The sequence below is a fragment of the Demequina sediminis genome (assembly GCF_030296675.1).
Lineage (GTDB): Bacteria > Actinomycetota > Actinomycetes > Actinomycetales > Demequinaceae > Demequina > Demequina sediminis.
This window is the reverse complement of sequence record NZ_AP027736.1, coordinates 1,992,901-2,011,594: the sequence shown is the minus strand read 5'-3', so window position 1 is coordinate 2,011,594 and position 18,694 is coordinate 1,992,901. Positions and strand designations below refer to the sequence as shown.

Sequence of the window (18,694 nt, the reverse complement as noted above, 5' to 3'; positions counted from 1 at the left end):
TCCGGGCATGCTTTCGCCTCCGGCTCCGGCGGGTCCGGAAGCGAGTCGCGCTACTCGGTTCCGGAGGGTCGCCCTCCATGCGACAGCACCCCAGAAGTGGGGGCTTGCAACTCGCCGTACTCGTGAGATAGCAGGAGGGATGCGCTCTCGAGAGGAACCTATGTCGCTATTGCCTCCCAGCTCCCGGGTCGCTATCTTGTGCCTCGCAGGCCCTACTGGGGGGGTCGGCCCGCTCGAGGATGAGCGGATTGACGAAGGAGCAAGTCAGCGTGAAGAGAAACCTGCGTGTGGGCATTGCCGTATCGACGGCATGCCTCGTGATCTTCGGCGGCGGCACCGTTGCGAACGCGGTAGCGTTCGCGACGGCGACCTCGCCGTTGACCCTCAGCGAGGATGGTGCGAACCTCGCCCAGGCTCGGGGCGAGATCGTCCCAAAAACGTGGCAGACGTTCGAGTATGACTCCGCCTACCAGCGTGACACGAGGTCGAACGGTAACGGCGTGTTCACCAAGGTCGACACCGACTACTTCGCCAGGGAGTACGGCATTTCGGGCAACCTCCTGGGCTACTTCAACAACTACAACGTCGAGCGCGTGCGCACCAAGGCGACCTCCTCGGCGGCCTGGACCCGCCAGACGGACGTCACGAAGACGGTGGTGGGCACGGATCTCACCGAGGATCTGCTGGGACAGTCGCACGTCGTCGACGTGCGGATCTGCGAGGATCGAGGAGTCCTACGCGCTGACCCGTGCAAGACCACGTCGCTCACGTTCAGCCACTGACGGCTGCCGCAGAAGGATAGGAAGCACATGCTCACGGTGTCGGGCGTTGCCCATACGTATGGAGGTGTGGTGGCGCTCGACGCTGTGAGCATCGCGGTGGCCGGGGAGCGCATCGGTCTGGTCGGGGTGAACGGTGCGGGGAAGACCACCCTGCTCTCCGTCGCAGGCGGTGCGCTCAAGCCCACGAGCGGCGACGCCGCCATCGGCGGTGCGTCGCTGTACAGCCGAGCCTCGCGCCGTGTCGCACTTCGCAGGGTCGCGCTCATGCCGCAGAGCCTCGCCCTCCCATCGCACCTGACCGCGCTCGAAGCGGTCGCCTATCTCACGTGGATGCGAGGCGCGCGTTGGCGTGATGCCACCCGGGCCGCGCACATGGCGCTCGTGGATGTGGGTCTTGCAGACCGCGTCGGTACACGTATTCGAACGCTCTCGGGAGGCATGCATAGGCGGATCGCGCTCGCGCAAGCGATCGCCCTCGACCCTGAGGTGCTCCTGCTTGACGAGCCCACCACTGGTCTCGACCCGCAGCATCGGCGCGAGATCCTTGACCTTGTCGCAGGCCTCGACCATGAGCTTGTTATGAGCAGCCACCTCATCGAAGACGTGGCAACCATCTGCTCGCGCGTGGTGGTGCTTCATAGGGGGCGCGTCGTGTTCGACGGCACCACAGAGCAGCTGCGCACGCTGGCTCCCGACAGCGCGTCGCCACGCGCGCTCGAGGACGCCTTCCTCGCCGTCGTCGACGCCGCGAAGGTGCCATGAGCGCAGGACTCGTGGGCTTCACCGCGCGGCGGTCGAGCGCGCTGTGGATGCTTCTTCCCTACATCGCGGTCGAGGCATATGTCGCCTCGAGCCGCGACACGTGGACGCAGTCGAGCTTGGCGGCGGTGAACTGGGTCTCAGGCGCGTTGCTGCTGACCACGCCGCTGATCGTCGGTGCCACGGCGTTCGACGCGTGGCGGTTCCATCACGGTCAGTGGCGCGACGACCTGCTGCAAACTCTGCGCGCGCACCGTTCGGCGGGCGCGTTGTGGCTGGCGCACGGGGCGAGCGCGCTGCTGGCATGGCTCGTCGGTTGCGTGGTTGCGGTGGCGATGACGAAGAGGAACGGAGCGTCGATCGAGGTGAGCCTCACCATGCTGGCTCACCCCATCGTGGTGATCCTGTTCGCTGCGGCAGTCGGCGTCACCGCGGGCATGCTCGTGCCGCGCTTGTGGATTCCGGCCGCGGCGGGGTTCGGCTACTTCTGCCTGGCGGTCCTCGCGGAGAACTACGGTCCGTACCGCAGGTTCATCGTTACCCTCGGGTTCCCTGCGTGGACGCCGTACACGAGCCTCGACGGCGTGCTCGTGTGGCTCAAGTGCGCGGGGTTGCTTCTCTTCGTGGCCGCAGGCATTGCCGTGTGGCGCACGTTCGGCCTGCCACGAGGCCTGCGGCGCTCGCCCTGGCGAGCGGCAATGGTGATGGGCGGGGGCGGAGCGGTCGTGCTCGCCGTCGCCGCCGGGATGCAGGACCCTGGGAGCAACGGAATTGTGGGGTCGGAGCCGGACCTGTCGTGCGTCGGTGCGGCGACGCAATATTGCACCTCGGAGCCGCCTGCGGCCGCTCAGCGCTCGGCGAGCAAGATAGATCAGACATTCGCGTCGCTAGTCGAGTGGGGAATCGTCGCGCCGACGCGGTATGTCGACGATCGCGCCATCAGCGAGCCTGATCCCGACGTCGGGTTGTGGGCCGTCGACCCCGCCTACCTGGAGGACGACGGGTCTCCCGGCATCGACGCCGTGGCGTTGACGCTTTCTCGGCCCGCCGCGTGCGAGGCCTACTTCTCCGACATTCCAAGCGCCGATGGCGAGCGCATCCTCACCGCGAGCGCCTACGTCGACGAGTGGGTGCGCGCACGCGTCACGTTCGGTTCGGACGAATCGGCGGCCGAAGCGGCTTGGGACGCCCGGGATGCGGGGATCGGCTGGGGGAGATCAGCGTCGCGATTCCGTCGCTGTACCGGGCCCTCGCCGCGTGCGATGCCTCCCAGCTTCCGGCAGTGCTGCCGTGATCCGGGTCGCACTGAAGGCCGCGCGCCTCGTCCCACTCGTCGTCGCTGCGGCGGTCGCCGCGGTCGTTGGGCACCTGTCGCAGGGAGCGTTGCTCGACACGCCCGTGCTTCCTCAGGGCATTCCGGCGAGCTGGCTCGTGGTGATGGTGAGCGCGCTCCTCTTCAGCGTCGCGATCCGTTCTCCGTGGGACTCATACGCGGCGTCGTTGCGAAGGCCTGTGGTGGTGCAGGCGCTGACGGTCGGCATCGGCTTGGCGCTTTCCTTCGGTGCGTACGCGCCGCTGCTCGTGGCAGCGCGACGGACCTCGGAGCACGTCGCGTGGGTGCTTCTCCTCAGCATTGGTGCGGTCGCCGCCGCCATCGATGCGCGGCTGGCGTGGATGCCGGTACTCCTCGTGGGACTCGTCCTCGAGGCCGCGAACAACCTGGGTCGCGGGCAGGTCGAGCTGTGGCTCGCCGGTCACGCGACGGAGGTGACGTGGATCGCGGCGCTGTTCCTGTGCGCGGGCGTGGCCGGGGTCCTCGCGCGCGCCCGCGACGCCAGGTGGTATCGCTAAATGGCGGCTGCCGAGGATCGGACTGCGGCCGGGCGCCGCTGCCGTGTGCCGACCCGCGGGAGATCGTTCGACCGGCCGCGAGAGACGGACATCCGACCTTGGGTGGCGCCCCAGGTCCAGGGCCATTCCGTACAGCCGACCACAGGAGAAGGCCCCCGAGAGACCTCGGGGGCCTTCTTGCATCCCCGGCCCGGGCATCGTCCTGACGCGCGCGTCGGTCGCACCGCGGCCCCGATCGCAGGCTCTTCGGGAGACCGCCCGCGATCCCGGTCGGCGCTGCTCGGCACGCGGGTGGTCTCGGAACTGGCGCGCGTGCCGGGTCAAGGGACGCGGAGGCTAGTGACCGCCCGCCGCGATGTAGGCGATCGCCCCGACGATCGCGAGCACCACCACTCCGAAACACGCCGCTGAGGCCAGCCTGCGCGCGGGCAGCACCCGGCCATCGACATCGCGCGCACCGGGCCCCGCGAGGGCCCGCACTCCCAGCGCGAAGAGCGTGGGCAGGCCGGCGCCCACCACGAGTCCCATGAGGACCACGTTGGCGAGGGCGCCCCACTCGACGAATTCACCCATGACCGTGCCCCCTACAGCTCGCGCTCACGGTCCGCGGGGACCGTCATGAGCGAAGGATCGTGATCGACGACCGACTCGGCCAGGATCGACTCGTTGTCGTCCGCCGGCTCCCAGTCGTCGTTGACGTTGTGGTGTCCCACCGGGTGGCGGCGCGACCATGCCCAGATCACCCATGCGATGACCACGAGCGCGGCGAACACCACGTAGGACCCTGCGGTGCCGCCCACGAGCACGTCCAGCCCGTACGCGGCGGCGCCCACCACGGCCGCGGCGGGAACGGTGATGAGCCAGGCCAGGAACATCCGGCCCGCGACCGACCAGCGCACCTGCGCACCACGCATGCCCACGCCGGAACCCAGGATCGAGCCGGTCGCGACATGGGTGGTCGACAGCGAGTAGCCGAAGTGGCTCGACAGCAGGATCACCGCGGCCGATGACGTCTCGGCGGCCATGCCCTGCCGCGACTCCAGCTCCACGAGGCCTTTGCCCAGCGTGCGAATCACGCGCCAGCCACCCAGATAGGTGCCGATCGCCATGACGAGCGCGCACGACAGGATCACCCAGAACGGCACTCCGGAGTCCGCGGGCACGGCGCCCGCCGCGATCAGCGCGAGCAGGATGATGCCCATCGACTTCTGCGCGTCATTCGTGCCGTGCGCGAGCGAAACCAACGACGCGGACCCGATCTGGCCCCACCGGAACAGCCGGTCGTTGGTCTCCTGCGGGACGTCGCGAGTGATCCGGGCGACCAGCCACGTCGCGACCGATCCCACCAGGATCGCGACCAGCGGCGCCACGAGCGCGGGGATGAGCACCTTGCCCACCACGCCGGCCCACTGCACGCCGCCGGTGCCGGCCGCGGCCAGCACGGCTCCCACCACGCCGCCGATCAGCGCATGCGAGGAGCTGGACGGGATCCCGAACAGCCACGTCACCAGGTTCCACACGATTCCGCCCACCAGTCCGGCGAGCACCACGTCGAGAGTGACCACCCCGGCATCGACGATTCCCTTGGCGATCGTGGCGGCCACGGCGAGCGAGAGGAACGCTCCCACGAGATTGAGGGATGCGGACAGCAGCACCGCCTGCTTGGGCTTGAGGGCCCGCGTGGCGATCGAGGTTGCCATCGCGTTGCCGGTGTCGTGGAAGCCGTTGGTGAAGTCGAACGCGAGAGCGGTCGCGACAACAACCGCGAGGAGGAGGGGCTCGGTCGCCGCACTATTGTGGGGCCTCCGCGGAGTTCTCGCGTGGGCATAGGGTCACAAGGCTTCCGTCAGGACGCGGTGACGTCCCCGTCGACGTAGAGCCAGCGCCCGTCGACCCGCATAAACCGGCTCGTCTCACGGTGCGCGCCCATCGAGATCGCGCCCGTCGCGTAGTGCGCGACGAAGGTGACCGTCCCGGTGTCGTCGTCCTCACCGCCGCCTGTGGCGGACAGCACCTCGAGCGCGCGCCATTGCACATCCTCGAACTCCGACTCCAGGTCGAGCGGGCGCGTAGACGGGTGCCAGGTGCGCGCGAGATGCGCCGCGTCGCGGCGCACGAAGGCGCAGTAGCGCGACCGCATGAGGGCCTCCGCGGTGGGGGCGTCGGCCTCGCCGCGCAGGTACGGGCGGCAGCAGTCGGGGAACGATGCGCCGCTTCCGCACGGGCACAGGGCCGCCATCAGCGCGTCCCGCCCGGCCGGCCCAGCGCCTCGGCGACCGCGGCCGCGAAGCCATCCACGTCATCGTCCCCCGTGTCCCATGCGCACATCCAGCGCGCCTCGACGGTGTCGGGGGCGGCGCCGGGCTGCCAGTCGTAGAAGCGGAAGCGCTCGCGCACCGCGTCGGCGGCGGCGCGTGGGAGCTCGACGAACACGGCGTTGGCCTCGGTCTTCTGCGTGAAGCGGATCTCGCCCGCGGCCGCGAGCGGGGCGAGGGTCGCCCTCAGCCGTGCGGCCATCGCGTTCGCGTGGCGCGCATTGCGCAGCCACAGGGGGTCGCCCGCCGCGTCCGTCGAGGTGAGCAGCGCCGTGAGCTGCGCCGAGACGTAGCGCATCTTCGAACCCAACTGCATGGTCTGCTTGCGCAGGTAAGGGATGTCGTGCGCGAGCGTGTCGCGCAGGTCGGGAGCGAGCACCACGACGGCCTCGCCCAGCATCGCCCCGTTCTTGGTGCCGCCCAGGCTGAGGATGTCGGCGCCGGCCGCGGCCTGCGAGAGCGACACGCCCAGCGCCGCGGCCGCATTCGCGAGGCGCGCGCCATCCAGGTGCACGCGCATGCCCAGGGCGTGCGCGGCATCGGCGAGCGCGCGCTGATCCTCGAGGCTGTACACCGTCCCCAGCTCCGTCGACTGGGTGATGGACAGCACCACGGGCTGCGCGCGGTGCTCGTCGCCCAAGTCTCCCAGGTAGCGCTCGAGTTGCGCGGGGCGCAGCCGGCCATCCGTGGACGGCAGGGTCAGCACCTTGAGGCCGCCCACGCGCTCGGGGGCGCCGTTCTCGTCGACGTGGATGTGAGCGTGCTCCGAGGCCACCACGCCGCCCCACCGCGGGCTGATGGCCATGAGCGAGACGATGTTCGCTCCCGTGCCGTTGAAGACCGGGAAGCCGAGCGCATGCTCGCCGAAGGTCGCGGCGATCGCGGCGTCGAAGGCCGCGGTGGCGGCGTCCGCCCCATACGCGACGTCGTGGCCGCCGTTCGCGGCGATGATCGCGGCGATCACCTCGGGGTGGACGGACGCGTAGTTGTCGGAGGCGAAGTGGACCTGGTTCACCTCAGGATCATGGCACGCCGGCGCTACAGTTCGCGGACCCAGCGCGTGCCGCGGGTCTGGAATCCCATGCGCCGCAGGTACTCGCGGTCAAGCGCCTCGTGCGTGTCGATCTCGACGCGACGGAAGCCGGCCTGCTTGAGCGCCCCCGAGTCACGATAGACGAACTCGCCCGGCGTGAAGTCGCGGAATCTCGGCTTGACCCAGTCGAGCTCGACCAGTCCCGTGCCCGCGCCCTCGTTGCGCACGGCGACCACGCCGACGGCCTCGTCGCCCCTCGTGATGAGAAAGGTCGCGCGCCTGCCGTCCTGCGACATCGCCCGCGCGGCGAAGCTGGGCTGATGCGCCGCGATGTCCTGCGCATGCGTCGCGAGCACGTGCTGAAGGAACGGGTCCTCGGGGCCCACCGCGAGCACCTTGTAGACGTCGGTGTCGTGGCGCTCGCGATACAGGCGGGTGAGCCAGTACGCGTTGATGATGACGATCGCGCCGTTCATCGCCGCGAACGGCCAGATCTCGAACAGCACGTTGTAGGCGGTCGCGATCACCGAGCCGGCAAAGTTCATCCACCGGAACCGCAGCACCCGCGCCTGCGTGAGCGACCACACGATGAGGATCGATCCGACCCAGCCGATGATCTCGATGACGGTCTGCATTCCCCCAGCGTACGGGCGCAGCGGCGGCGGCGTGGGAGGGGACGATGCGCGGGTGAGGCGGCGCGTCCGGCGTAGGCTCGGCGGGTGGCTGAGTCGGTGCGGGTGGACGCGTGGGTGTGGGCCGTGCGCCTGTACAAGACGCGCTCGCAGGCCACCGCCGCCTGTCGGGCGGGGCACGTGCGCGTCAACGACGAGCGCGCCAAGCCCGCGGTGCGGGTGAGCGCCGGCGACAGGGTTGAGGTGCGTGGCGGAGAGCGCGTGCGGATCGTCGAGGTGACGCAGCTGCTCGCCAAGCGCGTGGGCGCGCCCGTAGCGGCGGCCGCGTACATCGATCACAGCCCTCCCCTCCGCCCAAGGAGCTCGCGTCGCCGTTCGGCCAGCGCGAGCGGGGTGCCGGACGGCCCACCAAGCGCGAGCGCAGGCAGATCGACAGGCTGCGGGGGCGGTCGGGGGTCTAGCGGGGGCCCCGGCCGGTGCCGGGGCCGGTGCCGGGGCCGGTGCCGGGTGTCGGTGCCGGCGCTCCGCCCGCGCGGGCCTTGGCATCATGGAGGCATGCCCTCACCGCTTCGCATCATGACCGTCTGCACCGGCAACATCTGCCGCTCTCCCATGGCGGAGGTGGTCCTCAAGGCGCGGCTTGCGGAGGCTGGCCTCGGCGACCGCGTCGAGGTGACCTCCACCGGCGTGAGCGATGAGGAGCACGGCAGGCCGCTCGACCGGCGCGCCGCCGCGGTGCTCCGGGAGGCCGGTTACCAGGTGCCTCGCAGGGCCGCACGGCAAGTCACGCGCGCGGACCTGGGCGCGAGCGATCTCGTCCTTGCCATGACCTCGGCCCACGCGCGCCGGCTCCGGTCACTCGATCCGGAGGCGCCCATCCGCCTGTACCGCGAGTTCGACCCCGCGGCACAGGGCCCGGCGCTCGACATCGACGACCCCTGGTACGGCACCTCCGAGGACTTCCGGGTGACGCTCGCGCAGGTCGAGGCGGGAGTCGACGGGATCCTCGCCCACGTGCGCGAGGCGCTCGCGGACCGCGCACGCCTCGCTAGCGGTTCTGCGTGACGGGACGCGCCCCCAGATCCGGTCCAGGTAGTCCTGGATCGAGCGGTCCGAGCTGAAGAAGCCGGTGCGCGCGACGTTGAGCACCGCGGAGCGGCTCCACGCCTCGTGGTCCGCGTACGCGGCGTCCACGCGCGACTGCGCGTCCATGTACGAGCGGAAGTCCGCGAGCGCCATGAAGCGGTCGCGCTCGGTGAGGCTCGCGAAGATCGACGCCACCGCGCCGCCGCGCTCTCCGCCCGTGAACACGCCGGAGGCGAGCAGGTCGAGCGCGGCCTTCAGCTGGGGGTCGGACTCGTAGTACGCGCCGGGATCGTAGCCGCGTGCGGACAGGTCCGCCGCCTCGGGCTCGGTCATGCCGAAGAGGAAGAAGTTCTCGTCGCCCACGAGCTTGCGGATCTCGACGTTCGCGCCGTCGTCGGTGCCCACCGTGAGGGCGCCGTTGAGCGCGAACTTCATGTTGCCCGTGCCCGACGCCTCCTTGCCCGCGAGCGAGATCTGCTCGGACAGGTCCGCGGCGGGCACGAGGTCCTCCGCGAGCGTCACGTTGTAGTTCGCGGGGAAGGCGACCTTGAGTCGGCCCTGGAGCGAGGCGTCCGCGTTGATCGTGGCACCCACCGCGTTGATGAGCGCGATGGTCTCCTTGGCGCGCACGTATCCCGGCGCGGCCTTGGCGCCGAACACGAACGTACGTGGGGTGACCGCGTCGAGCGGGATGCGTCCCGAGGTGATGCCCTCGTAGAGCGACACGATGTGCAGCAGCTTGAGGCTCTGTCGCTTGTACTCGTGCAGGCGCTTGACCATCGCGTCGACCATCGCGTCTCCCGCGATCTCGATGCCGTCACGCGCGAGGAGCACGTCCGCGAAGTGGCGCTTGTTGGCGGCCTTGATCTCGCGGAAGCGGCGGCGGAACTCGGCGTCGTCCGCGAGCGGCTCGAGGCCCCGCAGCTGCTCGAGGTCGGTGATCCAGCCGTCGCCGATCGCCTCGGTGATGAGCCCCGACAACCCCGGGTTCGCGAGGCGCACGAAGCGACGGGGGTCACGCCGTTGGTGACGTTGGTGAACTTGCCCGGCCACATCTGCGCGAAGTCGTGCAGCACCTTGTCCGCGAGCAGCTGCGAGTGCAGCTCCGCGACGCCGTTGACCTTGAAGCCCGCGACGGTCGCGAGGTGTGCCATGCGCACCGCACGCTCGGGCTGCTCCGCGATGATCGACATGCGCCGCACGCGCAGCTCGTCCCCGGGGAACGCGGCGCGCACCTCCTCGATGAACTCCTCGTTGATCCGGTAGATGATCTCGAGGTGGCGCGGCAGCAGGCGGCCCAGCAGGTCGACGGACCACACCTCGAGCGCCTCGGGCAGGAGCGTGTGGCACGTGTAGGCGAACACCTTCTGGGTCACGGCCCAGGCATCGGCCCAGTCCCACCCGCGCTCGTCGACGAGGATGCGCATGAGCTCGGGCACCGCGATCACCGGGTGCGTGTCGTTGAGCTGCCACGTGATGCGGTCGGGGAGGCGGTGCAGGTCGAAGTCCGCGGGAAGCACCGTCTCGAGGAAGTCGCGCAGCGAGGCCGCGACAAAGAAGTACTGCTGCTGCAGGCGCAGTTCCTTGCCCTGCGGCGTGGAGTCCTCGGGGTAGAGCACCTTGGAGATGTTCTCCGCGAACGTGCGTGCGCGCACGGCCTCGGCGTAGTCGCCGGCGTTGAAGATCTGCAGGTCGAACTCGTGCGTCGCGCGCGCGCTCCACAGGCGCAGCGTGTTGACGCGTCCGTTGCGGTAGCCGGGCACCATGTAGTTGTAGGGCACCGCGGCGACACGCCAGTCGGGCACCCAGGTGCGCGCGCCATCGTTGCCGCCCTCGGCCTCGACCGTGTGGCCTCCAAAGGAGACCTCGACCGCGTGCTCGGGGTGCGGCAGCTCCCACGGCGATCCCAGGCGCAGCCACGTGTCCGGCTTCTCGACCTGAGCGCCGTCCTCGAAGGTCTGACGGAAGATGCCGTACTCGTAGCGGATGCCGTAGCCGACGGACGGCACGTTGAGGGTTGCGAGGGAATCGATGAAGCATGCCGCGAGGCGGCCCAGGCCGCCGTTGCCCAGGCCGGGCTCGATCTCGAGGGCGCGCAGCTCGTCGAGGTCGACGCCCAGCGCGCGCAGCGACTCGTTCGCGATCTCATCGAGATCGGCCGCGAGCATCGCGTTCTCGAGCTGGGGCCCCAGCAGGAACTCCGCGGACAGATACGCGACGGTCTTCGCCTGGTCGCGGTACTGGTTGCGCAGCGTCTCGAGCCACCGGGTGGTGAGGTAGTGACGCACGGTGCGCGACAGCGCGAGGTACTTGTCGTTGGCCGATGCTCGGTCCAGGTCGACGCCCTGGCCGAAGTTGAGTTCGCGCAGGAACTCGCGGGTGAAGCTCTCGACGGTGTGCTCACGGGCGGCCACGGGGGGCGTGTTCTCGATCACGAGGACAATGTACGCGCTTGCATGGGGAGTCGTCGCGCACCTTCGTCCTAGGCGCACGCATCGTGCGCGACGCGTCTCGAAGGAGGGGTTCGGCACGTGGCGCGCCGCCGCCGCGCTCGCGGCTGGCCTAACCCACACGCTACACGGCACAATGGCCCCCATGCGCGGAATCATTCTCGCGGGCGGCTCCGGCACGCGCCTGCACCCCATCACCATGGGGATCTCGAAGCAGCTGGTCCCGGTCTACGACAAGCCGATGATCTACTACCCGTTGTCGACCCTGCTGCTCGCGGGCATCCGCGAGGTGCTCATCATCTCGACTCCGCACGACCTTCCTCAGTTCCAGCGTCTGCTGGGCGACGGGTCGCGCTTTGGCATCACCCTCGAGTACGCCGAGCAGCCCGAGCCGAACGGACTGGCCCAGGCCTTCGTGATCGGTGCCGACTTCATCGGCGACCAGCCGGTCGCACTTGTCCTCGGCGACAACATCTTCTACGGGCCGGGACTGGGCCTGCACCTGCAGCGCTTTGAGGAGATCAAGGGCGGCGCGATCTTCGCGTACCGCGTCGCGGACCCGCGCGCGTACGGCGTGGTCGAGTTCGACGCGGACGGGCGCGCGCTGTCACTTGAGGAAAAGCCCGAGCACCCGCGCTCTCACTTCGCGGTGCCGGGTCTGTACTTCTATGACAACGAGGTCGTGGAGATCGCGCGGTCGATCAGCCCCTCGCCTCGCGGCGAGTACGAGATCACGGACATCAACCGTCACTATCTGGAGCGCGGCCTCCTTCAGGTCGAGGTGCTTCCGCGTGGCACCGCATGGCTCGACACCGGGACGTTCGAGTCGCTGCTCGAGGCCAGCCAGTTCGTGCACGCGGTCGAGCGTCGTCAGGGGCTCAAGATCGGATCGCCGGAAGAGATCGCGTGGCGCAGGGGCTTCTTGACGGACGCCGACCTCCGCGAGCGCGCGGAGGCGCTCACGAAGTCGGGCTACGGCGACTACCTCCTGACCTTGCTGGACCAGGACGCGAAGGGAGAGCCTTCATGAGGCTGCTGGTCACCGGTGGTGCCGGGTTCATCGGTGCGAACTTCGTGCGCCTCACTCTCGCGGAGCGCCCCGACGTCGATGTCACCGTCCTCGATCTGCTCACCTACGCGGGAAACTCGGCGTCGTTGCCGGAGGACCCGCGCGTCACGCTGGTGAAGGGAGACGTCGCGGACCCCGAGGTGGTCGACTCGCTGGTGCGCGATGCCGATGCCGTGGTGCACTTCGCCGCGGAGTCGCACAACGACAACTCGCTCGACGAGCCATGGCCGTTTGTGCACACCAACATCGTGGGCACCTTCCACCTGCTCGAGGCGGCGCGCCGGCACGGGGTGCGCTTCCACCACATCAGCACGGACGAGGTCTTTGGCGACCTGCCGCTCGGCACGCCCGAGCGATTCACGCCCGACACTCCGTACAACCCGAGCTCGCCGTACTCGTCGACCAAGGCGGGTGCGGACCTGCTCGTCCGCGCGTGGGTGCGCTCCTTTGGCCTCGAGGCGACGCTCTCGAACTGCTCGAACAACTACGGTCCGTACCAGCATGTCGAGAAGTTCATCCCGCGCCAGATCACGACGCTCCTCGACGGCGGTCGCGCCAAGCTGTATGGCGCGGGCCTCAACGTGCGCGACTGGATTCACGTCGACGACCACAACCGCGCGGTGTGGGCGATCCTCGAGCGCGGCAAGATCGGCCAGACGTACCTCATCGGGGCCGATGGCGAGATGGACAACCGGACCGTGATCTCCACGCTGCTCGAGATCATGGGCCGCGAGGCGGATGACTTTGACCACGTGCCCGACCGGCCGGGCCACGACCTCCGCTACGCGATCGACGCCTCGTTGTTGCGTGACGAACTCGGGTGGGAGCCCGAGCACCGCGACCTGCGCGCCGGGCTCGTCGCGACCGTCGACTGGTACCGCGAGCACGAGCCGTGGTGGCGCGCGCAGAAGCTCGAGACCGAGTTGCGGTACCAGCGCCTGGGTCGGTAGCGCCGCCGCGTTAGGAGACGATGCCGTGGAACAGGGCGCGGTAACCCGCGCCCACCGCGTCAATCGAGTAGGTCTGGGCACGCTCACGCGCCGCCGCGCCGAGTGAGGCGCGCAGTTCCGCGTCCTCCGCGACCACCTCGATGGTGCGGGCGAGCGCGGCGACGTCACCAGGCGGCACCAAGGCGCCCGAGTGGCCCTCCTCGATCGCCTCGTTGAGTCCGGGCAGGTCCGAGGCGATCACGGCGCAGCCGGCTCCCATGGCCTCGAGCATCGCGACGGGCAGCCCGTCCTGGTCGCCCGTCGATGCGCGGCGGGAGGGGAACACCGCGATCGCCGCCTGATCGTACTGCGCGTTGAGTTCCGCGCGGCCCAACTGTCCCAAGAACTTCACTGGCAGACCCGCCGCGGCCGCCTCGAGTGTGGCTCGCTCGGGGCCATCGCCCACGATCACGAGCTCAAGCCGCGACTGGGCGGCCCGCAGCGCGGCCAGGAGGACGTCGAAGCCCTTCTTCTCGACCAATCGACCCACGGCGAGGACCCGCACCGGATGCCTGCGCGACGGCGGCGCGACCTCGCGCGCGGTCGTGGCCTCGAGCGTCGCCAGCCGCGCGCCCATGGGCATCACATGCGTGGTGGCGGGGTCGGCGCCCAAAGCGATGGCGCGCTCCCTCATGTCTTCGTTCATCACGGTGACCGCACGCGCGTGCCGGAGCGCCCGGCGCTTGAGGGCCGTCGCCGCTCCGTTCTCGAGCGCATAGAGGTCTCCTCCGAGCGTCGTGATGACCAGCGGCACGGAGCGGGCCACGCCGGTCGCGACCACTCCCTGCGGGATCACCCAATGCGCGTGGATGGCATCGGGCCGGAACTCCCTCACCTGCGAGCGCACCGCCCAGGCGAGGCCGGCGAGCAGCGGGGGCACCTGCATGAGGCGTGAACGCTTGGCGCGCACGTTCTCCAGAATCGCGCCGTCGGCGAGGTCCTCCCAACGGCGCGGGAAGTAGCGGTAGCGGATGACCTCGACGCGATCGTCGAGTCGCGTGCGCGCCGGAGCACCGGGAACCGCGGGCGCGAGGATGCGCACCTCGAAGTCCTGGGCAAGCTGAGCGGACAGGTCCGCGACGAATGCCGGGGTCCCGTCGCCCTCTCTCGCCGGCATCGTCGACGTCAAGATGAGCAGGCGCCGGGAGGCCATAGGATGAGATCCAATCTGAAAGGACACGACGGTTGCGCAAATCATACGACGTGGCCGTGGTGGGAGCGCGGGGCTTCCTTGGCGGCCCGATCTCTCGGGAACTCGAGCGCCGGGGCCACGCGGTGGCGCGTTTCACCAGGGAGAATCCGCTTCTGTCGGACGGCGTGTGGGCGGACGATGCCGCGCAGGTCCACACGGTCGTGTGGGCGGCGGGGTCGCTCACGCCGGCGCTCGCGCAGCAGCGACCCGACCTGGTCGAGTCCGATCTCGCCGAGTTCGCCGCATGTGTGGAGGCGCTGGCCGCGCAGCCGCGCAGCCCACGCCTCGTGCTGCTGTCGTCGGGCGGCGCGGTCTATGGCCCGCCCCTGCGTCCTCCCTTCCGGGAGGGCGACGTGCCCCATCCGGCCAACGCGTACGGTGCGTACAAGCTCGCTCAAGAGGACATCGTCCATGCCGCCGGCGTGCCCGCGACGCTCGTGCGCCTCGCGAACGCGTACGGCCCGGGCCAGCAGGGCAACGGAGGCCAGGGTGTCCTTGCGATCTGGATGGACGCGGTGCTCGCGGGAGAGCCGATTCGCCTGTTCGGAACCGGCGACGCGCAGCGAGACTTCATCTATGTCGACGACATCGCGGACGCCGTCGCGGCAATCGTCGAGCGTCCCGATGCGCCCACGGTCCTCAACCTCGGATCGGGGCACCCCACCCGCCTCGGCGACCTCGCGGGACTCGTGCGCGACACGGCCGCGCCGCGTGACGCGGTGATCGAGATGGTCGACCCGCGCGCGATCGACCCCGCCTCGACGTGGCTCGACATGTCCCTCGCGCATGAGTCGCTCGGTTGGCGCGCTCGCGTCGAGCTCGAGGACGGGATCGCCCGCATGTGGAGCGCGAGAGTCTCATGAAGCAAGCGCTCCGCTGGGTCTTCCTCGCCGTCGCCACCGCCCTCCTCGCGTGGGCCCTCGTGTCCACCTGGGATGACGTCACGGCCGCATGGCGCTCCCTCACGTGGGGCGCGATCGCGGGCGCCTTCGCGCTCACGCTCGTCGCACTCGTGCTCGCGGCACTGGCGTGGCGTGAGGTGATGCGCGCGGTGGGTCTCGATGCGACCGTCCCCGAGGCGCTGCGCGTCTTCCTGCTCTCTCAGATCGGCAAGTACGTCCCCGGCTCCGTGTGGCCGGTCATCGCGCAGGCCGAGTTCGCGCGCGACCACGGCGTGAGCCGAGCGCGGGCGATGACCGGCTCGCTGGTTGCGATGGTGGTCGGTGCGGTCACCGCGGCGATCGTCGGCACGGTGGGGCTCATCATCTCGGTGCCGGGGGCGCTCGCGGAGTACTGGTGGGTGATCGTGGTGGCGGCGGGCCTCGCGGCGTGCCTCGTGCCGGCCGTGCTCGTGCGGATCGTCGGAGTGGCCTTCCGGATCACCCGCCGGACCGAGCAGCCCGTGCGGATCGGCGCGCGGCCCCTGCTCGCCGCGGTGGGGCTCAACGTGGTGCAGTGGCTGGTGCTGGGCGCGCACGCGTGGCTGCTGCTGCGGGAGCTCGCTCCGGGCACCGACCTCATCCTGGCGACGGGGGCGTTTGCCTTCGCGTGGCTCGTGGGCTTCGTCGTGGTCATTGCTCCTGCGGGTGCAGGGGCGCGCGAAGCAGCGCTGGTGCTCGCGCTCCAGTCCGTGGCGACACAGGGGGCGGCGCTCAGCCTCGCGCTCATCAGCCGGTTCCTCATGACCCTCGCGGACGTGACAGGGCTTGGCGTCGGCTTGGTGATCGGGGCCCTCAGGCGTCGAAACCGGGCGGATCACAATGTTGATGTGACGGACATGTAACGCGCGAGTAAGGATTGGGTGAAGACTCTCCGTCTCCCCCTGCGCGACGTCGCCCTGGGGTCTAGGTTGCGAAGAGGCGCGCCGTGCCACAACGCCGGCCGTCACCGTCACCAAAGGAGAGACAGCATGAATCGTCCCGCGTCGCGGGCGCTAGCCATGGGGGCCGCCGGCGCGGTCGGACTCATGGCGACCGCACTCGCAGTACCCGCGCAGGCTGCCGAGGAGCCCGCCACCACCGAGGTCCAGATCCTGGGCATCAACGACTTCCACGGCCGCATCCTGCCGGACTCCTTTGGCGAGGCCGCAGGTGCCGCGTCACTGGCGACCGCGATCGCCGACCTGGAGGAGGACTACGCCAACTCGGTGTTCGTTGCCGCAGGCGACCTGATCGGCGCGTCGACGTTCGAGAGCTTCATCGCCAAGGACAAGCCCACGATCGACGCGCTCAACGCCGCTGGTCTGGACGTCTCCGCGGTGGGTAACCACGAGTTCGACGGCGGCTACGACGACCTGATCTCGCGCGTGATGGCCCCCTTCGACGCGGAGACCAACCCGCTGGGCGGCGCCGAGTGGAAGTACCTGGGAGCGAACGTGCGCCTCGTGGGTTCGGGTGACCCCGCGCTGCCCGAGACCTGGATTCAGGACTTCGGCGACGTCGAGGTGGGCTTCGTGGGTGTCGTGACCGACGAGACCCTCGCTCGTGTCGCCCGACGGCGTGGCCAACCTCACCTTCGAGGAGGAGGCAGTCGCCGCAAACCGCAGCGCCGCCGACCTCGAGGAGGCGGGCGCGGACCTCATCGTGCTGCTGGTGCACGAGGGTGCCCCGACCACCGCTTACGCGGACGCGGTCGACACGTCGAACGACTTCGGTGCGATGCTCGCCGAACTCGACCCGAGCATCGACGCCGTGGTCTCCGGCCACACGCACCTCGCGTACGACCACCGTGTGCCGGTGGCCGAGTGGATCACCGAGGGCCGCGCGGTCACCGAGCGTCCGGTGGTCTCCTCCGGTCAGTACGGCATGAACGTCAACCGCCTGGTCTTCGAGGTCGACGATGTCACGGGCGACGTCGTGGGCTTGTCGACCGAGATTGTCGACCTGTGGGTCGGCGGCGCGGCCGTGTATCCGCAGGACCCCGAGGTCGCCCAGATGGTCGCCGATGCGACCGCCGAGGCCGACATCCTGGGCGCCGAGGTGCTCGGCGAGCTCGAGATGCCGCTGTACCGCGCGCGGACCGCGTCCGGTGCGACGGGTTCCACGCGTGGAGCGGAGTCGACGCTGGGCAACGCCATCGCTGAGGTCCAGCGGTGGGCCACGGCGGGCAACGGCGCCGAGATCGCGTTCATGAACCCGGGCGGACTGCGCGGCGACATGCTCGGCGTGGCCAACGGCACCGGCGACTACCCGAGCGACGTCACCTACAAGCAGGCGGCGGGCGCGCAGCCCTTCGCCAACACGCTCGTGACCATGACGCTCACCGGCGTCCAGCTCGCGGAGGTCCTCGAGGAGCAGTGGCAGCCCGCCGGCTCGTCCCGGCCCTTCCTGCGACTGGGAACCTCCGAGGGATTCGGCTACACCTACGACCCGACGGGCCGCACGATCACGCAGATGTGGGTCGGGGAGGACTTCATCGAGCCCACCGACACCGTCACCGTGGCCGTCAACTCCTTCCTCGCGGCGGGTGGCGACAACTTCACCACGTTCGCCGAGGGCACCGACCGTGCCGACTCGGGCCGCGTCGACCTCAACGCGATGGTCGACTACCTCGCGGAGAACGGCTCGCTCGGCACCGACTACGCCCAGCACGCCATCGGCGTCTCGGGCGACCTCACCCCCTACGAGGGCGGGATGGTCGACCTCGACCTGAGCTCGCTCGCGATGACCGGCCCGGGCGACCTGGTCGACTCGACGGTGACCGTGACGCTCCAGGGTGAGGAGCTCGGCACGTTCCCGGTGGACAACGCGCTGCCGACCGACACGTTCGACGAGCACGGCAAGGCGACCCTCGCCTTCGAGCTGCCCGCTGGCGTGACCGGCGAGCAGATCCTGGTGGTCGAGGGCGACACGACGGGCACGATCTTCCCGATCGTCATCGACATCGTGGAGTTCGGCGACATCTCGACCGACCCGGCCTCGCCCGAGTACAGCGAGCACGCCGAGTCCATCCAGTGGCTCGCGCGCGAGAACATCTCGCAGGGGTGGACGCTGCCCGACGGCACCGTCGAGTTCCGCCCGCTCGCCCTCGCGGGACGCGACGCGCTCGCGGCGTTCATCTACCGCCTCGCGGGAGAGCCCGAGTTCGAGCCGCCGGCGGAGCCGACGTTCTCGGACGTGACTCCCGAGTCGACCGAGTTCTACACGGAGATCGAGTGGCTCGCGGCTCAGGGCATCACGACGGGCTACCCGGACGGCACCTTCCGCCCCACGGCCAAGATCAGCCGTGACGCGGTGGCGGCGTTCCTCTACCGCCTCGCGGGAGAGCCCGAGTTCGAGCCGCCGGCGGAGCCGACGTTCTCGGACGTGACCCCCGAGACCTCCGCCTACTACGTGGAGATCGAGTGGCTCGCCTCGGAGGGCATCACGCAGGGCTGGTCGGACGGCACCTTCCGTGCCACGGCGAAGATCAAGCGCGACGCGATCGCGGCGTTCCTGTACCGCTTCGCCGAGGGCTGGATCGCCTAGTTCGCGGCACCCGCACGATGGCGGGGTCGGGCCTCACGGCCCGGCCCCGCCGTCGCGTCTGGGGTGGAGT

The 18,694-nt window shown here is 69.9% G+C and carries 14 protein-coding genes and 4 pseudogenes; 11 read left to right on the top strand and 7 right to left on the bottom strand.

Going from position 1 to position 18,694, the window contains the following annotated elements; genetic code table 11:
• Window positions 1–269: 269 nt before the first annotated feature.
• The 3 genes from QUE44_RS10275 (at window position 270) to QUE44_RS10265 (ending at window position 3,392) form a co-directional block, all read left to right on the top strand.
• Window positions 270–782: a hypothetical protein gene (locus QUE44_RS10275; RefSeq protein WP_286214429.1), complete on the top strand. Its 513-nt coding sequence runs from the start codon at window positions 270–272 to the stop codon at window positions 780–782.
• Between the two features lie 27 nt (window positions 783–809).
• On the top strand, window positions 810–1,544 hold the full coding sequence (locus QUE44_RS10270; RefSeq protein ID WP_286214428.1) for an ABC transporter ATP-binding protein: 735 nt from the start codon (window positions 810–812) through the stop codon (window positions 1,542–1,544).
• Window positions 1,545–2,831: 1,287 nt separating this feature from the next.
• Window positions 2,832–3,392, top strand: a complete 561-nt coding sequence (locus QUE44_RS10265; RefSeq protein WP_286214427.1) for a hypothetical protein — start codon at window positions 2,832–2,834, stop codon at window positions 3,390–3,392.
• A 336-nt stretch (window positions 3,393–3,728) separates the two neighbouring features.
• Here QUE44_RS10265 and QUE44_RS10260 read toward each other — a convergent pair whose 3' ends face one another.
• The 5 genes and pseudogenes from QUE44_RS10260 to QUE44_RS10240 form a co-directional block, all read right to left on the bottom strand.
• Window positions 3,729–3,965, bottom strand: a complete 237-nt coding sequence (locus QUE44_RS10260; RefSeq protein WP_286214426.1) for a hypothetical protein — start codon at window positions 3,963–3,965, stop codon at window positions 3,729–3,731.
• Window positions 3,966–3,976: 11 nt separating this feature from the next.
• A pseudogene (locus tag QUE44_RS10255) lies at window positions 3,977–5,170 on the bottom strand (inorganic phosphate transporter); the annotation flags it as partial.
• A gap of 68 nt (window positions 5,171–5,238) precedes the next feature.
• Window positions 5,239–5,631, bottom strand: coding sequence for a YchJ family protein (locus QUE44_RS10250; RefSeq protein ID WP_286214425.1), 393 nt, complete (start codon window positions 5,629–5,631; stop codon window positions 5,239–5,241).
• Window positions 5,631–6,722, bottom strand: coding sequence for a threonine aldolase family protein (locus QUE44_RS10245; protein ID WP_286214424.1), 1,092 nt, complete (start codon window positions 6,720–6,722; stop codon window positions 5,631–5,633). The genes QUE44_RS10250 and QUE44_RS10245 overlap by 1 nt, the downstream gene beginning before the upstream one ends.
• A gap of 23 nt (window positions 6,723–6,745) precedes the next feature.
• Window positions 6,746–7,375 (bottom strand): hypothetical protein, encoded by a 630-nt coding sequence (locus QUE44_RS10240; RefSeq protein ID WP_286214420.1) that lies wholly within the window; start codon window positions 7,373–7,375, stop codon window positions 6,746–6,748.
• 84 nt (window positions 7,376–7,459) lie between these two features.
• Between QUE44_RS10240 and QUE44_RS10235 the strand changes: the two are divergent.
• Window positions 7,460–7,833, top strand: a pseudogene (locus QUE44_RS10235) (RNA-binding S4 domain-containing protein).
• A gap of 94 nt (window positions 7,834–7,927) precedes the next feature.
• The gene (locus tag QUE44_RS10230) at window positions 7,928–8,437 is read left to right on the top strand and encodes a low molecular weight protein-tyrosine-phosphatase (protein ID WP_286214419.1); all 510 of its coding nucleotides are present in this window, start codon (window positions 7,928–7,930) and stop codon (window positions 8,435–8,437) included.
• Here the strand turns inward: QUE44_RS10230 and QUE44_RS10225 are convergent.
• Window positions 8,438–10,893, bottom strand: a pseudogene (locus QUE44_RS10225) (glycogen/starch/alpha-glucan phosphorylase); the annotation flags it as partial.
• Window positions 10,894–11,053: 160 nt separating this feature from the next.
• On the opposite strand from QUE44_RS10225, the gene rfbA reads away from it, so the two are divergent.
• Both rfbA and rfbB read left to right on the top strand, forming a co-directional pair.
• Window positions 11,054–11,938 (top strand): glucose-1-phosphate thymidylyltransferase RfbA, encoded by an 885-nt coding sequence (gene rfbA / locus QUE44_RS10220; protein WP_286214418.1) that lies wholly within the window; start codon window positions 11,054–11,056, stop codon window positions 11,936–11,938.
• Complete coding sequence (rfbB, locus tag QUE44_RS10215; RefSeq protein ID WP_286214417.1) at window positions 11,935–12,927, top strand: dTDP-glucose 4,6-dehydratase; 993 nt, start codon at window positions 11,935–11,937, stop codon at window positions 12,925–12,927. Before rfbA ends, rfbB begins: the two co-directional genes overlap by 4 nt.
• Window positions 12,928–12,937: 10 nt before the next feature.
• Here rfbB and QUE44_RS10210 read toward each other — a convergent pair whose 3' ends face one another.
• Window positions 12,938–14,119: a glycosyltransferase gene (locus QUE44_RS10210; protein ID WP_286214416.1), complete on the bottom strand. Its 1,182-nt coding sequence runs from the start codon at window positions 14,117–14,119 to the stop codon at window positions 12,938–12,940.
• A gap of 32 nt (window positions 14,120–14,151) precedes the next feature.
• Here QUE44_RS10210 and QUE44_RS10205 point away from each other — a divergent pair, with 32 nt between their 5' ends.
• From QUE44_RS10205 to QUE44_RS10190, 4 genes and pseudogenes are all read left to right on the top strand, one after another.
• Complete coding sequence (locus QUE44_RS10205; protein WP_286214415.1) at window positions 14,152–15,021, top strand: NAD-dependent epimerase/dehydratase family protein; 870 nt, start codon at window positions 14,152–14,154, stop codon at window positions 15,019–15,021.
• Window positions 15,018–15,941 (top strand): lysylphosphatidylglycerol synthase transmembrane domain-containing protein, encoded by a 924-nt coding sequence (locus QUE44_RS10200; RefSeq protein ID WP_286214414.1) that lies wholly within the window; start codon window positions 15,018–15,020, stop codon window positions 15,939–15,941. The genes QUE44_RS10205 and QUE44_RS10200 overlap by 4 nt, the downstream gene beginning before the upstream one ends.
• 126 nt (window positions 15,942–16,067) lie before the next feature.
• A pseudogene (locus tag QUE44_RS14165) lies at window positions 16,068–16,400 on the top strand (bifunctional metallophosphatase/5'-nucleotidase); the annotation flags it as partial.
• A gap of 256 nt (window positions 16,401–16,656) precedes the next feature.
• Window positions 16,657–18,624, top strand: a complete 1,968-nt coding sequence (locus QUE44_RS10190; protein ID WP_286214412.1) for a 5'-nucleotidase C-terminal domain-containing protein — start codon at window positions 16,657–16,659, stop codon at window positions 18,622–18,624.
• The last annotated feature ends 70 nt before the right edge of the window (window positions 18,625–18,694 follow it).

Excerpts from the sequence above, each read along its gene's own strand:
- rfbA (WP_286214418.1), top strand. The coding sequence starts at position 11,054 with ATGCGCGGAATCATTCTCGCGGGCGGCTCCGGCACGCGCCTGCACCCC.
- QUE44_RS10230 (WP_286214419.1), top strand. The coding sequence starts at position 7,928 with ATGCCCTCACCGCTTCGCATCATGACCGTCTGCACCGGCAACATCTGC.
- QUE44_RS10250 (WP_286214425.1), bottom strand. The coding sequence starts at position 5,631 with ATGGCGGCCCTGTGCCCGTGCGGAAGCGGCGCATCGTTCCCCGACTGC.
- rfbB (WP_286214417.1), top strand. The coding sequence starts at position 11,935 with ATGAGGCTGCTGGTCACCGGTGGTGCCGGGTTCATCGGTGCGAACTTC.
- QUE44_RS10240 (WP_286214420.1), bottom strand. The coding sequence starts at position 7,375 with ATGCAGACCGTCATCGAGATCATCGGCTGGGTCGGATCGATCCTCATC.
- QUE44_RS10210 (WP_286214416.1), bottom strand. The coding sequence starts at position 14,119 with ATGGCCTCCCGGCGCCTGCTCATCTTGACGTCGACGATGCCGGCGAGA.
- QUE44_RS10270 (WP_286214428.1), top strand. The coding sequence starts at position 810 with ATGCTCACGGTGTCGGGCGTTGCCCATACGTATGGAGGTGTGGTGGCG.
- QUE44_RS10260 (WP_286214426.1), bottom strand. The coding sequence starts at position 3,965 with ATGGGTGAATTCGTCGAGTGGGGCGCCCTCGCCAACGTGGTCCTCATG.
- QUE44_RS10200 (WP_286214414.1), top strand. The coding sequence starts at position 15,018 with ATGAAGCAAGCGCTCCGCTGGGTCTTCCTCGCCGTCGCCACCGCCCTC.